This is a genomic window from Citrobacter sp. wls827 (genome assembly GCF_005280875.1).
In the GTDB taxonomy this organism is placed as follows: domain Bacteria; phylum Pseudomonadota; class Gammaproteobacteria; order Enterobacterales; family Enterobacteriaceae; genus Citrobacter; species Citrobacter youngae.
Map to the genome: position 1 here is coordinate 67,515 of NZ_SZWR01000001.1, position 14,763 is coordinate 82,277.

The 14,763-nt window shown below is 54.2% G+C and carries 16 protein-coding genes and 1 riboswitch; of the genes, 4 read left to right on the forward strand and 12 right to left on the reverse strand.

Annotated elements, in window-relative coordinates; all coding sequences use genetic code 11:
- Nucleotides 1–397: YbhQ family protein (locus FDX03_RS00310; RefSeq protein WP_137345451.1), on the reverse strand; the 397-nt coding region annotated here is incomplete at its 3' end.
- 189 nt (nucleotides 398–586) lie between these two features.
- On the opposite strand from FDX03_RS00310, the gene FDX03_RS00315 reads away from it, so the two are divergent.
- Nucleotides 587–1,348 (forward strand): endonuclease/exonuclease/phosphatase family protein, encoded by a 762-nt coding sequence (locus FDX03_RS00315; protein ID WP_121584392.1) that lies wholly within the window; start codon nucleotides 587–589, stop codon nucleotides 1,346–1,348.
- Nucleotides 1,345–2,586, forward strand: coding sequence for a cardiolipin synthase ClsB (gene clsB, locus FDX03_RS00320; RefSeq protein ID WP_115643675.1), 1,242 nt, complete (start codon nucleotides 1,345–1,347; stop codon nucleotides 2,584–2,586). Before FDX03_RS00315 ends, clsB begins: the two co-directional genes overlap by 4 nt.
- Before the next feature lie 156 nt (nucleotides 2,587–2,742).
- On the opposite strand, the gene FDX03_RS00325 is transcribed toward clsB, so the two are convergent.
- From FDX03_RS00325 to moaA, 6 genes are all read right to left on the reverse strand, one after another.
- A complete protein-coding gene (locus FDX03_RS00325; RefSeq protein ID WP_040230421.1) occupies nucleotides 2,743–3,447 on the reverse strand; it encodes a Bax inhibitor-1/YccA family protein in 705 nt (234 codons plus the stop codon).
- A 41-nt stretch (nucleotides 3,448–3,488) separates the two neighbouring features.
- Nucleotides 3,489–3,941, reverse strand: a complete 453-nt coding sequence (gene moaE, locus FDX03_RS00330) for a molybdopterin synthase catalytic subunit MoaE (protein WP_061067572.1) — start codon at nucleotides 3,939–3,941, stop codon at nucleotides 3,489–3,491.
- A 1-nt stretch (nucleotide 3,942) separates the two neighbouring features.
- Nucleotides 3,943–4,188, reverse strand: a complete 246-nt coding sequence (moaD, locus tag FDX03_RS00335; RefSeq protein WP_032948888.1) for a molybdopterin synthase sulfur carrier subunit — start codon at nucleotides 4,186–4,188, stop codon at nucleotides 3,943–3,945.
- Nucleotides 4,181–4,666 carry a cyclic pyranopterin monophosphate synthase MoaC gene (moaC, locus tag FDX03_RS00340; RefSeq protein WP_003035188.1) on the reverse strand — a complete coding sequence of 162 codons (486 nt, stop codon included), beginning with the start codon at nucleotides 4,664–4,666 and terminating at the stop codon, nucleotides 4,181–4,183. The genes moaD and moaC overlap by 8 nt, the downstream gene beginning before the upstream one ends.
- A 2-nt stretch (nucleotides 4,667–4,668) precedes the next feature.
- Complete coding sequence (gene moaB, locus FDX03_RS00345) at nucleotides 4,669–5,181, reverse strand: molybdenum cofactor biosynthesis protein B (RefSeq protein WP_115643677.1); 513 nt, start codon at nucleotides 5,179–5,181, stop codon at nucleotides 4,669–4,671.
- Between the two features lie 19 nt (nucleotides 5,182–5,200).
- Nucleotides 5,201–6,190, reverse strand: a complete 990-nt coding sequence (gene moaA / locus FDX03_RS00350) for a GTP 3',8-cyclase MoaA (protein WP_115602345.1) — start codon at nucleotides 6,188–6,190, stop codon at nucleotides 5,201–5,203.
- Nucleotides 6,178–6,323: riboswitch (molybdenum cofactor riboswitch) on the reverse strand. Its footprint overlaps the gene before it by 13 nt.
- 289 nt (nucleotides 6,324–6,612) lie before the next feature.
- Between moaA and yvcK the strand changes: the two genes are divergently transcribed.
- Entirely contained in the window at nucleotides 6,613–7,521 is a 909-nt protein-coding gene (yvcK, locus tag FDX03_RS00355) for a uridine diphosphate-N-acetylglucosamine-binding protein YvcK (RefSeq protein WP_061067569.1), read from the forward strand.
- Between the two features lie 94 nt (nucleotides 7,522–7,615).
- On the opposite strand, the gene uvrB is transcribed toward yvcK, so the two are convergent.
- Complete coding sequence (gene uvrB, locus FDX03_RS00360) at nucleotides 7,616–9,637, reverse strand: excinuclease ABC subunit UvrB (RefSeq protein ID WP_121584389.1); 2,022 nt, start codon at nucleotides 9,635–9,637, stop codon at nucleotides 7,616–7,618.
- 768 nt (nucleotides 9,638–10,405) lie between these two features.
- Here uvrB and FDX03_RS00370 point away from each other — a divergent pair.
- A complete protein-coding gene (locus FDX03_RS00370) occupies nucleotides 10,406–11,128 on the forward strand; it encodes an ATP-binding cassette domain-containing protein (protein WP_137345326.1) in 723 nt (240 codons plus the stop codon).
- Here FDX03_RS00370 and bioD read toward each other — a convergent pair.
- From bioD to bioB, 4 genes are read right to left on the reverse strand one after another with little or no spacing between them, the layout of a single operon-like run.
- Nucleotides 11,094–11,792 (reverse strand): dethiobiotin synthase, encoded by a 699-nt coding sequence (gene bioD / locus FDX03_RS00375; protein ID WP_061067566.1) that lies wholly within the window; start codon nucleotides 11,790–11,792, stop codon nucleotides 11,094–11,096. The two genes, FDX03_RS00370 and bioD, sit on opposite strands and share 35 nt — an antisense overlap.
- Nucleotides 11,755–12,540, reverse strand: coding sequence for a malonyl-ACP O-methyltransferase BioC (gene bioC, locus FDX03_RS00380; protein WP_101741871.1), 786 nt, complete (start codon nucleotides 12,538–12,540; stop codon nucleotides 11,755–11,757). Before bioC ends, bioD begins: the two co-directional genes overlap by 38 nt.
- Complete coding sequence (gene bioF / locus FDX03_RS00385; protein ID WP_137345327.1) at nucleotides 12,524–13,681, reverse strand: 8-amino-7-oxononanoate synthase; 1,158 nt, start codon at nucleotides 13,679–13,681, stop codon at nucleotides 12,524–12,526. Before bioF ends, bioC begins: the two co-directional genes overlap by 17 nt.
- On the reverse strand, nucleotides 13,678–14,718 hold the full coding sequence (gene bioB / locus FDX03_RS00390) for a biotin synthase BioB (RefSeq protein ID WP_121584387.1): 1,041 nt from the start codon (nucleotides 14,716–14,718) through the stop codon (nucleotides 13,678–13,680). The genes bioF and bioB overlap by 4 nt, the downstream gene beginning before the upstream one ends.
- Nucleotides 14,719–14,763: the final 45 nt, after the last annotated feature.

The window sequence follows — 14,763 nt, forward strand, 5'->3', positions numbered from 1 at the left end:
GATGTTTAGACGCAAAGTGATGTAACTTTTTGTCTTTCGCCAACAGCGAGACCACTGCGGGTCCGGCAAGGATCGCCAGCCCCGCCAGCGCCAGTAACACGTTGTTTTGCAGCACACGCGACAGTAACCACAGTACGATCATTGCCGCACCGAAATACCACGTGGTCGTCAGCTCTTCCAGCACGTCAGCCACATCACGCCAGCGCTGTTCATGGTGACGTTGCAATGCCAGCATTAAGATAACCGTTACGCCATACACGACGCATAATCCCAGGCCGACGTGCACCAGCTTGCCGCTCATCCAGCCCATTACCAGCAACGCCACTACCAGTAAATGCAACACAATCTGCCAGCAACTTAGACCCGTTGCGACACGAACACGTTGTTGCCACCTCATGGCTTTTCTCCTGAAGGATTTTTAACTAATTATTCAGAGTACCGGACTTTACGGAAAATTCCGCAACACCGCATCTTTTTGTGACGGCGACTACACTATTTATTTCGCCACAGAATTCGCGATACGGTCAAACCCCCCATCCCGAAGGATGATGGAGAGAGTCAGGAAAGTGACGCCAACGGGAGAATCATGAGCGAATCAGCAGACCGATTTTCATTCAATGTGCTCACCATTAACACTCACAAGGGTTTCACCGCCTTTAACAGACGCTTTATTTTGCCCGAGCTGCGGGATGCCGTCAGGGCAGTTGGCGCAGATATTGTGTGCCTGCAGGAAGTGCTGGGCGCTCACGACGTACACTCACTGCAGATAGAAAACTGGCCGGATACCAGCCATTACGAGTTTCTGGCCGACACCATGTGGCGCGATTTCGCCTACGGGCGCAATGCCGTGTATTCACAGGGGCATCACGGCAACGCCGTGCTATCGCGCTACCCCATTGAGCATTATGAAAACCGTGATGTATCCGTTGGCACGAGTGAAAAACGCGGTGTGCTTTACTGTCGCATTGTGCCGCCGATGCTTTCCCGCCCGATTCATGTGATGTGCGTCCACCTCGGTTTGCGTGAAGCCCATCGCCAGGCACAGCTCAGCATGCTGGCAAATTGGGTCAATGCCCTGCCCAACGCGGATCCCGTGGTGGTTGCTGGCGATTTTAACGACTGGCGACAACAGGCAAATTATCCGTTGAAGAGCCAGGCCGGCCTTGACGAGATTTTTACCCGCGCTCACGGTCGCCCGGCGCGAACATTTCCGGTGCAGTTTCCCCTGCTGCGTCTGGACAGGATCTATGTGAAAAACGCGAATGCCAGTACCCCAACGACGCTGGCGCTGCGTCACTGGCGACATTTGTCCGATCATGCCCCTCTGAGTGCGGAGATTCGTGTATGAAAACTGGCTGGCGTGAAGGCAATCAAATTCAGCTACTGGAAAATGGCGATCAGTACTATCCCGCCGTATTTCACGCGATTGAGCACGCGGAGCAAAAAATCATTCTGGAGACCTTTATCTGGTTTGAAGATGCGGTCGGGAAACAGCTACATGCCGCACTGCTCGCTGCCGCACACCGCGGGATCGCCGCAGAGGTGTTGCTGGACGGCTACGGCTCACCGGATCTAAGCGACAGCTTTGTCGAAGAGTTAACCGCGGCGGGTATTGTTTTCCGTTATTACGATCCGCGCCCACGCCTGTTCGGGATGCGCACCAATCTGTTTCGCCGGATGCATCGCAAAATTGTGGTCATTGACGATCGCATCGCCTTCGTCGGCGGTATTAATTACTCCGCCGAACACATGTCTGACTACGGGCCGGAAGCCAAGCAAGATTACGCTGTGCGTGTTGAAGGTCCGATTGTGGTTGATATTCTGACATTCGTGCTGGAAAACCTGCCGGGACAAAGCGCCGTACGCCGCTGGTGGCGACGGCATCACCGGGCAGTCGAAAATCATCGCCCCGGTGAAGCGCAGGCGCTGTTCGTCTGGCGTGATAACGAGGAACATCGCGATGATATTGAACGCCATTATTTGAAAATGCTCGCGCAGGCAAAGCGGGAAGTGATTATTGCCAATGCCTATTTCTTCCCCGGTTATCGTCTGTTGCATGCCCTGCGTAAAGCAGCACGACGCGGCGTACGGGTAAAACTCATTGTTCAGGGCGAGCCTGATATACCCATTGTGAAAGTGGGCGCCCGGCTGCTGTATAACTATCTGGTCAAAGGGGGCGTCCACGTCTACGAATATCACCGCAAGCCGCTGCATGGCAAAGTGGCGCTGATGGACGATCACTGGGCTACCGTCGGGTCCAGCAATCTTGACCCGCTCAGTCTGTCGCTAAATCTGGAAGCCAATCTCATTATTCATGACCGTGCTTTCAATCAGATCCTGCGCGACAACCTGAATCCCATTATTGCGCAGGACTGCCAGCGAGTTGATGAATCAATGTTACCCAGACGCACCTGGTGGAACCTGACCAAAAGCGTATTAGCATTTCACTTTTTACGCCACTTCCCGGCACTGGTCGGTTGGCTACCGGCACACACTCCGCGCCTGACTGAAGTGGAGCCGCCAGCACAACCCGCGATCGAAACACAAGATCGCATTCAAACCGAGGATGCAGGAGGAAAAACCTGATAGCGAAGTTGGGCGAAAAAGCGCGGGTAAAAAACGAGGAAGCGATGGCTAAATCACCGTGACTGTAGTGCCGGATGCGGCTTAACGCCTTATCCGGCCTACTTTCGATACCAAGCGGTAGGCCGGATAAGCGTGGCGCCATCCGGCAACAGAGAATTAACGACGATTACCGAAAATACGCAGCAGCATCAGGAACAGGTTGATGAAGTCCAGATACAGCGTTAAGGCCCCAAGAATGGCGTATTTACGCAAGTTGGAACTGTCGCGTAGGTCAATTTGCTCACCGATATTTTTCAGCTTTTGCGTGTCATAGGCGGTCAGGCCGACAAACACAATCACCCCAATGTAGGTCACCGCCCACATCAGCGCTTCGCTCTTCAGCCAGAAGTTAACCAACGAGGCCAGAACGATACCAATTAACGCCATAAACAGCATGTTGCCAAAGCCGCTGAGATCGCGTTTGGTGGTGTAGCCGTACAAACTCATGATACCGAACATCCCGCCGGTGACCACAAAGGTACTGGCGATAGACGAATAGGTATAGACAATGAAAATGCTTGATAGCGTCAGACCGGTTAACGCCGAGTAGAGCATAAACAGCGTCGTTGCCATTCCAGCACTGAGCTTTTGCACCATGCCGGACAGGACAAATACCAGCGCCAGCTGTGCAATGATCAGCCCAAAGAAGGTAATTTTGCTGGAAAAGACAAACATCATCACCGCAGGCGTATTCGCCGCGTACCATGCAATAAACGCCGTCAGTAACAACCCACAGGTCATCCAGCCGTAGACCTGCGCCATGTAGGTTTGCAGGCCGGAACGGGCCTGCACAATAGAATCGGATCGTGGGAATCGGTCCATGACAATCTCCTGAGTCAGTATGTGCCTAAACCAATTGTACTCTACCAGCGTTTTGCTGCTTGCTTATCGCTGTCGCGGGCGTCGACCCAACGTTCACCTTCTGGCGTGGCTTCGCGTTTCCAGAACGGCGCACGCGTTTTCAGGTAATCCATAATGAATTGCCCGGCATCAAACGCGCTACTACGATGTGCACTGGTCACACCGACAAAAACAATTTCATCGCCCGGCCACAGTTCGCCAATACGATGGATCACCGTTACCCGGCCCAGCGGCCAGCGCGAACGCGCTTCGTCGACGATTTCCGCCAGCGCTTTTTCGGTCATTCCCGGATAGTGTTCCAGCGTTAACGCCTTAACGCTGTCACCGAGATTGTGATTGCGCACTTTACCGGTGAAAGTGACTACCGCGCCGTCTTCATCGCGCTCTGCCAGCCAGGGATACTCATCCCCGACGCGAAACGGCGCATGGCCAACAACAATTCGCGTTTCAGCCATTTTAGCCTCCGGTTACCGGCGGGAAGAAAGCGACTTCATCACCCGCGTTAAGAGGATGATCAAAACTGACCAGCGTCTGGTTTACCGCCGCCAGCAGCTTGCCGTCTTCCAGCGCCAACGCCCAGCGATCGCTTTTTGCCGCAAGATGCTTGCGCAGCGCTTCTACCGTTGCAAACTCGGCGGCAACTTCTAACGCATCGGTGTTCACCAGTTCGCGTACCTGAGCAAAGAAGAGAACCTTAATCATGCGCATCTACCTTAAAATCTCCGGACTTGCCGCCGCTTTTTGCCAGCAGACGCACCGGACCAATCACCATATCCTTTTGCACTGCTTTGCACATATCGTAGATGGTCAACGCCGCCACGGAGGCTGCTGTTAACGCTTCCATTTCAACGCCGGTTTTACCGGTCAGGCGACACAGCGTTTCAATGCGTACGCGATTGTGCTCCGGCTCGGCGTGAAGATTGACTTCGACCTTGCTCAGCATCAGCGGATGGCACAGCGGGATAAGATCCCAGGTACGTTTGGCGGCCTGAATACCCGCAATACGCGCCGTGGCGAAAACATCACCTTTATGATGACTACCATCGATAATCATCGCCAGCGTTTCGCTACGCATGGTCACGAATGCTTCAGCACGCGCCTCGCGTACGGTTTCCGCCTTGGCGGAGACATCCACCATGTGCGCTTCGCCAGCGGCGTTAATATGAGTCAGTTGCGACATACTTATTTCTTCAAATGTGGGTGGAAATTACACGGACGCGTACGGGCATCAAGCTGCGGCGCAATGATATTCTCCCAGGCGGTACGACACGCTTTGGTCGACCCCGGCATGGCGAAAATCAGCGTTTTATTGGCCACCCCGGCAACCGCTCGAGACTGCAGCGTCGCGGTACCAATCTCTTCAAACGACAGCATACGGAAGACTTCGCCAAACCCTTCAACTTCTCTGTCAAACAGCGGCAGCAGCGCTTCCGGTGCCTGGTCCCCTTCGGTTAACCCAGTGCCGCCAGTAATGAGCACCACTTGCACATCGTCACTGGCAATCCAGGCTGAAACCTGAGCGCGAATCGCATAGCGGTTCTCTTTGACAATCGCCTTATCAACAATCTGATGACCCGCTTCTTGCGCCGAGTCGCGCAGATAATGGCCGGAGGTGTCATCTTCTTCGCCACGACGGTTGGAAACAGTAAGAATAGCAATGCGTGTCGGGATAAATTCAGCGCTTACCTGACTCATGAGAAACTCCTTTTAGCGATCAGCCGCCAATGTAAGATAAGTTTTGCGTAATACCGGTATTGTTCTGATGCAGGAAATGGGTCTGCTTTTTCTCCAGCAACGCGGCAGAGATACGTTCTTCAAGCGCAGCCTGCTGGGCGTCGTCGGTCAGCAAATCACGCAAGTTCACCCCGCCTTCACCAAATAAACACAGATGAAGTTTGCCGACGGATGAAACACGCAGGCGATTGCAGGTGGCGCAGAAGTCTTTCTCATAAGGCATGATCAGACCAATTTCACCGGCATAGTCAGGATGACAGAAAACCTGAGCCGGACCGTCGCTGCGCTGGCGTAACTGGTGGATCCAGCCGCGCTTAAGCAGTTCATCGCGCAGTACCTGCCCGGAGATATGGTGTTTGCGGAAGAGAGAGCTGCCCTCACCCGTTTCCATCAGTTCAATAAAACGTAGCTGAATCGGCCGTGGTTGAACCCAGGCGAGGAAGGTGTCCAGTTGATGATGGTTTACGTCGCGCATCAGCACGGTGTTGACTTTCACTTTTTCAAAACCGGCATCGAAGGCGGCGTCAATCCCCGCCATCACCTGCTGAAACTTATCCTGCCCGGTAATGGCGTGAAACTGACGGGCATCCAGGCTGTCGACGCTGACGTTGAGCGCGGTCAGTCCGGCATCGCGCCAGGCAGCAGCATCGCGCGCCAGACGATAACCATTGGTGGTTACCGCAATCTGACGGATGGCGTCGTTTTCACGTACGGCAGCAATAATGTCGGTAAAATCGCGACGCAGTGACGGTTCGCCACCTGTCAGACGCACTTTTTCCGTTCCCAGGCTGGCGAACGCACGCGTGACGCGGCGAATTTCATCAACGGTCAGAAAGCCGTTATTAGTCACACCACCTGGCTTATAGCCATCTGGCAGACAGTAAGTGCAACGAAAGTTACACACATCGGTAATCGACAAACGCAAGTAGTAAAACTTACGCGCGAATGCATCGGTAAGTTGAGAGCCCATGTACACCTTTCCAAATACGGGAGGCGAAGTCATTTCTTCCTGCGCCCTGGTGACAATCGTATTCACGTATCGTCACGGCCAAAGCACCGTATCATTTGACCCAGGTGCAGAGGCTAGAGTGTTTATACTCGTCATGCTTCGAGTACATTGTGGTTATGCCGATACTAGCGTGTAAATGACACTTTTGCCATGTACACTTTCGCTGTATAAATATGTATATAGCGGCATGATCGTGCAATTTCGCTACAGAATAAGCAAAAACCATCGTTTTGCATTGATATACATCATCTTGCTATCAGGTGGATGTCGTCAGAAAGGGGTAGATCGCAGAAAATTATTTTCTGCAGATGGCGACTGGATAATTGCTGAAAACACGCTATTTACGTTACTGTAACGCCGATCAATTGATATCAGGAATAACTATGCGCACTCGTACGCTGGCAGATCTGGATCGCGTTGTCGCTCTCGGCGGAGGGCATGGATTAGGACGCGTTCTGTCGTCACTTTCTTCTTTAGGTTCACGCCTGACGGGCATCGTCACGACCACCGATAACGGCGGTTCCACGGGGCGAATTCGCCGTTCAGAAGGCGGTATTGCCTGGGGAGACATGCGGAACTGCCTCAACCAGTTAATTACCCAACCAAGCGTCGCATCGGCGATGTTTGAGTATCGTTTTGGCGGTAATGGCGAACTTTCCGGCCATAACCTCGGAAATCTGATGTTAAAGGCGCTCGATCACCTCAGCGTGCGGCCTCTGGAAGCCATCAATTTAATTCGTAGCCTGCTAAAAGTTGATGCACATTTAATTCCCATGTCAGAACTACCGGTGGACCTGATGGCGCTCGACGATCAGGGACATGAAGTGTATGGCGAAGTAAATATCGACCAGCTCACTACCCTGCCGCAAGAATTAATGCTCTCACCTAAAGTTCCCGCCACGCGAGAGGCGATTGAAACCATCGCGGAAGCGGACCTGATCCTGATAGGACCGGGGAGTTTTTATACCAGCCTGATGCCGCTATTGCTGCTTGACGAAATGGCGCAGGCATTGCGTCGCACACCGGCACCAATGGTTTATATCGGCAATCTGGGACGCGAACTCAGCCTGCCTGCCGCCAGCCTGACGCTTGCCGATAAGCTGGCCATCATTGAGCAATATGTTGGTAAGAAGGTGATTGATGCGGTGATTGTCGGACCAAAAGTCGATGTTTCGGCCATGACCGACCGCATTGTGATTCAGGATGAACTGGAGGCCAGCGATATTCCCTACCGTCATGACCGTCAACTGCTGCATAGCGCGCTGGAGAAAGCGGTGCAGGCGTTAGGTTGAACGTATTTGCCTGATGCGCTGCGCTTATCAGGCCTACAAACACGATCTACCCTGTAGGCCGGATAAAGGGTTTACCCCGCCATCCGGCTACGCGTTAAGACGCCGCGATAAACAGCTCGCGCAGTTGATGCAACTGGTCGCGGATCGTCGCGGCCTCTTCGAACTCAAGGTTCTGGGCATGCTGCATCATCTGACCTTCTAACTCGTGAATCTTCTGCTGCAGCGCTTTCGGCGTCATGTCCAGCTCAACAACCTCGGATTTCGCCCCGGCACGCGACTTCCCTTTACCTTTCGCTTTGGTCTTCGCAATATTCTGACCCAGCGCCAGAATATCGACCACTTTCTTGTTCAGCCCCTGTGGCGTAATACCGTGCTCTTCGTTATACAGTTGCTGTTTCTCGCGACGACGTTCGGTTTCACCAATGGCCTTCGCCATCGATGCGGTAATTTTATCGCCGTAGAGAATCGCTTTACCGTTGATGTTACGCGCCGCTCGACCTATGGTCTGGATAAGCGATCGTTCCGAACGCAGGAACCCTTCTTTGTCCGCATCCAGAATCGCCACCAGAGAGACCTCAGGCATGTCCAGGCCTTCTCGCAACAGGTTGATACCAACCAGCACGTCAAACTCGCCCAGACGCAAATCACGAATGATTTCCATACGTTCCACGGTATCGATGTCGGAGTGCAGATAGCGCACCCGCTCGCCGTGTTCTTCGAGGTATTCGGTGAGGTCTTCCGCCATGCGTTTGGTGAGCGTTGTGACCAACACACGTTCGTTAATCGCCGCACGGGTGCGGATCTCCGACAGCAGGTCATCAACCTGTGTCGCCACCGGACGCACTTCAATGACCGGATCCAGCAGGCCGGTCGGTCGTACCACCTGATCGACAACTTCATCACCGGATTTCTCCAGCTCATAGTTGCCCGGCGTCGCTGAGACGTAGATGGTTTGTGGGGCCAACGCCTCAAATTCTTCAAATTTGAGCGGGCGGTTATCCAGCGCCGACGGCAGACGGAATCCGTATTCGACCAGGGTCTCTTTACGTGCCCGGTCGCCACGGTACATGCCACCAATTTGCGGAATCGTAACGTGGGATTCATCCACCACCAGCAGGCCATCGGCAGGCAGGTAATCAAACAGCGTCGGCGGCGGCTCGCCAGGGCCGCGCCCGGACAGATAGCGGGAGTAGTTTTCAATCCCCGAGCAGTAACCCAGCTCGTTCATCATTTCCAGATCGAACTGCGTACGCTGGCTTAAACGCTGTTCTTCTACCAGTTTGTTGTTCGCCAGCAGGACTTTACGCCGCTCCGCCAGCTCGACTTTAATTTCTTCCATTGCCTGCACGATACGTTCGCGCGGTGTCACGTAGTGGGTTTTCGGGTAAATGGTGAAGCGCGAAATAGTGGATTCAACCTGCCCGGTTAGCGGGTCGAACAGCGACAAGCGCTCAACTTCTTCATCAAACAGTTCAACACGCAGCGCGATATCGTCAGATTCGGCCGGAAAGATGTCGATCACCTCACCACGCACGCGGAACGTCCCGCGCTGGAATACCTGATCGTTACGCGTGTATTGCAGTTCAGCAAGCCGGCGCAGGATCGCGCGCTGGTCGATAATCATCCCCACCGTCAGATGCAACATCATCTTCAGATACAGATCCGGATCGCCCAGACCATAGATCGCGGAAACAGAGGCCACCACCACCACATCCCGCCGTTCAAGCAGGGCTTTGGTCGCCGACAAACGCATCTGTTCAATGTGTTCGTTTACCGACGCATCTTTCTCGATAAAAGTATCAGAGCTCGGGACATAAGCCTCCGGCTGATAATAGTCGTAGTAGGAGACGAAATATTCCACTGCGTTATCCGGGAAGAACTCTTTCATCTCGCCGTACAACTGGGCTGCGAGGGTTTTGTTAGGGGCCAGCACCATCGTCGGACGCTGTAAATCCGCAATCACGTTGGCAATAGTGAATGTCTTCCCCGACCCCGTCACCCCGAGCAGCGTCTGATGCGCCAGACCATCCTCCAGCCCTTCTTCCAGGCGACGAATCGCCTCAGGCTGATCGCCAGAGGGTTTAAAAGCGGAATTCAGTTTGAACGGTTTACTCATGAGCAGCTACCTGAAGCAATGGGCGGGCAGGTGTGTAATTTTACTCGCAGCAGTATATTTTGCCAGTAAAATATACTGGATGAAAAAACAGTAACGCACCAGAATATTTCTGTTACGCCATCAGAATGCCCGTCAGAGCAGGCTAAAATTTTGGCACTGGCGAGATAAAACACCAGTAAAAATGTGTTATCCCCAAACCAATGACTTTTTTAACATTTGTCAAGACGGCAGATGAAAGTTTTATGGCAACGCATGACACTTCCGCGACAGCCATTGCTTTTATCTAACATTCTGTATTTCAATAACTATTCTCTCGAGCCGTCTTTCGCATCAATTTAGTCGCAGGCCGCGTCTTCTCTCGCTTACATTGTGTTTTCTAACTCTAATACACAAGGTTATCCACAGGAATAGTGGATAACTGCCTCCAGCCCGTGCTGACTGCCGCCTGGCAAAAACACCGACTTGCTCTTTTCGGGTGGGATAAAAAAAAATTATCGCCATTTTTTTATATTTATCAGCCAACGGAGCCCTGGAGGCTGTCGAGATCTTGCTCGCATTTTCACCATTTACCTGCCTGCACCATCCCGACGCGACCAGGCACTGGCAATGTGCGCAAAATTAACCCGGATCGTTAAAAACCAGACATCGCTGCCGATGGATCACGCTATCCCGCTGTTTTTCGCGCATTTCCCATTTGTGGCAAGAGATTTGCAATTTTCTTCTGCTCCCCGGCCTGTCGGGCGGATAACTTCATGATGGAGAAAACCTATGTTGAGTCTTCGCGCAGTGAATCACTATTACGGTAACCAGCACACGCTATGGGATGTGGATCTCGACCTGCAGCCCGGCAAATGTACCGGTGTGCTGGGACTTCCGGGGATGGGGAAAACGACGCTGGCCAATTGCATCATCGGCAATTTGCCTATCGAAAGCGGTACGATGGTCTGGCATCAGGCAGGCGCGCCACCGCGCGATCTGAGTCCGATCCCGGCGGCAAATCGCATTGCGCTGGGTATTAACTCCGTTTCACAACAGAGACGGATTTTTTCGCAACTGACGGTCGAGGAAAATCTGCATATTGCGCGCCAGGCGGTTGAAGAAAGCGAAACGATGAACAGCAGCGATATATACAGCCTCTTCCCACAGTTGTACAGTCTGCGTCAGACCAAAGGGGTTGCCTTATCAGAGGATAATCAGCACCAGCTCGCACTCGCCAGCGCGCTGGTTACACGCCCACGCCTGCTAATCCTCGATGAGCCTACGCGAGGAACGGGCCAGGCGTATATCCACAAGCTGGGGAACCTGATTGTGAGGCTAAGCCAGGAGTTGGGCATCGCCATAATGCTCGCAGAGCAAAGCCTGCCGTTTATTCGTCGGGTCGCTGATTGCTATTGCCTGTTACATCGCGGACGCAATGTGGCCCAGGGACAACTGGCGCAGCTCAGCGACCCGTTTCTTAACGACTGGATGGCGCCAGAGGCAAAACGCTAAGGTCGAGATAGTGCCCTGTCGTTGCGCGTTCTGGCTCGTCCTCCAGCCATGGGATTTCCCCCAGCAGCGGAGCCGGAATCGCGCGTTTCAGCGTTGCCATATATTCAGCATGGCGTTTCCCTGGCGGAGTCACATCATTGGCGACCCACCCCGCCAGCGTCAACCCAGCCTGTTGTACCGCTTGCGCAGTCAGAATGGCATGGTTGATGCAGCCAAGCTTGACGCCAACCACCATAATCACCGGCAGTTGTTCTGTTTGTACCCAGTCAGAAAAACTCAGCGTGGGTGAAAGCGGCGTAAACCAACCGCCAGCGCCTTCCACCAGCACCCAGTCAGCCTGTTCTTCCAGCTTACGTAACCCCGCAGACATCACTGAGGCCTGAATAGGGCGACCTTCGTCAGCGCTGATGATATGCGGTGACGTGGGTTCGGCAAAGGTATAGGGATTGATTGCCGTATAGTGCACTGCCACAGCGCTGTTGCGCTGTAATGCCAGAGCATCGCTATTACGCAGACCCTCAGCCGTTATTTCACTACCGGACGCCACGGGCTTATAGCCGACCGTTCGATAACCCAATTGCCCCGCGGCCTGCAGGAGCGCACAGCTGGCAATTGTTTTACCAACCTCAGTGTCCGTCCCGGTGACAAAATACGTTCTGGTCACGTTGAATTACTCCTAAAAAAAGTTGATACGTCAGCGGGTATTTTCCCTGTACAGAGGGCCAGGCTAACTGTAACTGCTGCAGCTGTGAACGGGTCAGTACGCGCTGTTCGCGTCCATCATGGAGATGCGTCGCACCGATCCCTTTGAGCGAGCGCATGGCGCTCAACGCATCGTCAAACCACAGTGTCACCGGATGAAGCTGATACTCGACGTCCCAGCCATGCAGAGCCTTTTCAAGTTGCTCCACGGGCAAGAAACGGTTGGTGTGCTCCCGGTCATCTACCGCTTGCCACGCCCGGCGTAATTCCGGCATCGAGCCGTGTGCCAGGGTACTAAACGCCACCGTGCCTCCGGGGCGCACAACCCGGCAAAGCTCACTTAACGCGCCGTGTAAATCGCTGCACCACTGCACCGCCAGATTGCTCCAGGCCAGGTCAAAAGTGGCAGAGTTTTGAGGGATGGCTTCAATATCCGCCAGCAGATAGTGGTGGGCGGCATTTTGCCGCTGTGCCTCTGCCAGCATTTGTTCAGAAAGATCCAGTGCGCTGACTTCGCTTCCCTGCTCACGCCAGTAGCGACTCATGCGCCCTGGGCCGCACCCCGCATCCAGTACCCGTGCATAATCCCGTTCACCAAGCAGCGCCAGCAAGGCGTCGGCGCTTTGGCACTGTAGCCCGGCATGTTGTTCATAGTGGGAAGCGGCGCGTCCAAATGCAGCAGCAATGGCCTGCTTATTGACCTGCGCCATGCAGCACCTCCAGCAAGAGGTCGATATCCTGGCATTCATGCGCCTGCGTCAGCGTCAGCCGTAATCTGGCGGTGCCGACCGGTACCGTAGGAGGCCGGATGGCGGTCACCCAACAACCTTGGGCGCGTAAAACCTCCGCCAGTTGCAGTGCTTTATGGTTATCGCCCACGATCAATGGCTGGATGGCACTGTCTGAGTTTGCCAGCGTGAAATCCGCAATATCCAGGCCAGCACGAAAACGTTGGATCAGCATGGCCAGTTTTTCCCGGCGTTCATCGCCCTCACGGCTGCGGATCACCGCCAGCGCGGCGCGTAAGGCCTGCGCCTGCGCCGGAGGCATGCTGGTGCTGTAAATCAGGTGACGGGCAAACTGCAGCAGATAATCGGCCACGCTGTCTGAACACAGGATTGCCGCGCCGCTGACGCCAAATCCTTTCCCGAAGGTCACCACTAACAGCTCAGGTTTCACCTGCTGTCGGAAGCATGAGCCGCGCCCTTCCTCACCGCTAACGCCTATACCGTGGGCATCATCCACCAGCAACCACGCATTCTGGCGTTGCGCCTCAGCGTGAATTTCCGCCAGCGGTGCGCTGTCGCCATCCATGCTGAACACGCCTTCGGTCACCACCAACTGCTGCCCCGGACAGGGGGCAGACAGCAGACGAGCCAAATGTTGCGGGTCGTTATGGGTAAAACGGCGTAACACGGCGGGACTCAGACTGGCCGCTTCCAGCAACGACGCATGGCTGAGGCGGTCGGCGACAATCCGGTCATCTTTTCCCATCAACGCTGTGATCACCGCCTGGTTGGCGGCGAAACCGGAAATGAACAGCAATGCTCGTGAATAACCCAGCCATTGCGCCAGTTCGTCTTCCAGCGCCTGATGCGCGATGGAATAGCCGCTAACATGGCCTGAACCCCCGCTGCCGACGCCAAAACGTTCAGCCCCCTGCTGCCAGGCACAGACTATCTGTGGATGGTGACTCAACCCCAGATAATCGTTACTGGAAAAATTCAGATACTGACGCCCCTCGGCCAACAACCAGCGCCCTGCCCCCTGTGTCACCGCATAGCGGCGACGCAGAGCATCAGCAGAACGACGCAAAGTGAGCGCATCGTCAATTTTTTGCTGCCAGGTCATACGGTTGCCGCGTTGTAGTAGTCGTCTGTATCCGGGGTGCGCAACGTCTGCTCCAGACGTTGCTGCTGTTCGTTATCACCCGCCAGTACCGCCGTTTGCTGCGGATTCAGACCGAGTTTGCGGAATAAAAGCAGATCTTTGTCTTCGTTCGGGTTGGGTGTAGTGAGCAGTTTGCAGCCGTAGAAAATCGAGTTGGCCCCGGCCATAAAACACATTGCCTGGGTCTGTTCGTTCATCTGCTCGCGCCCGGCAGAAAGACGCACGTACGAGGTCGGCATCATGATGCGCGCGACAGCGATAGTACGAATAAAATCAAACGCATCCACATCGTCGTTATCGGCCAGCGGCGTGCCCTTTACTTTCACCAGCATGTTAATGGGGACGCTTTCCGGCGGTGTGGGTAGGTTCGCCAGTTGCAGCAATAAACCGGCACGATCGGTAACCGTTTCCCCTAACCCCACGATACCGCCAGAGCAGACTTTAATCCCCGCCTCACGCACTTTATCCAGCGTATCAAGTCGCTCCTGGTACGAACGGGTGGTGATGATATTACCGTAGAACTCCGGCGAGGTATCGAGGTTGTGGTTGTAGTAGTCCAGACCCGCATTGGCCAGGCGCTGGGCCTGAGATTCGTCCAGCGTGCCCAGCGTCATACAGGCTTCCAGCCCCAGTTCTTTCACGCCCTGAACCATTTGTTCCAGGTACGGCATATCGCGTTCGTGCGGGTTCTTCCACGCCGCGCCCATGCAAAACCGCGTTGAACCGGCTTGTTTCGCCTTACGTGCAGAGTCCAGAACCTGTTCAACTTCCATCAAACGTTCCGTTTCCAGTCCGGTTTTATAGCGGGAACTTTGCGGGCAGTATTTGCAGTCCTCCGGACAGGCACCGGTCTTAATCGACAGCAGCGTACTGACCTGAACCTGCCGCGGATCGAAATGCTGACGATGAACCTGCTGCGCTTCAAACAACAGATCCAATAGCGGTTTTTCAAATAATTCGGTGACTTGCGACATTGTCCAGCGAGAAGAATGAGCCATATTGGTATACGTTTCGTTGTTAGTTTGGTGTAGACTCGTAAACCT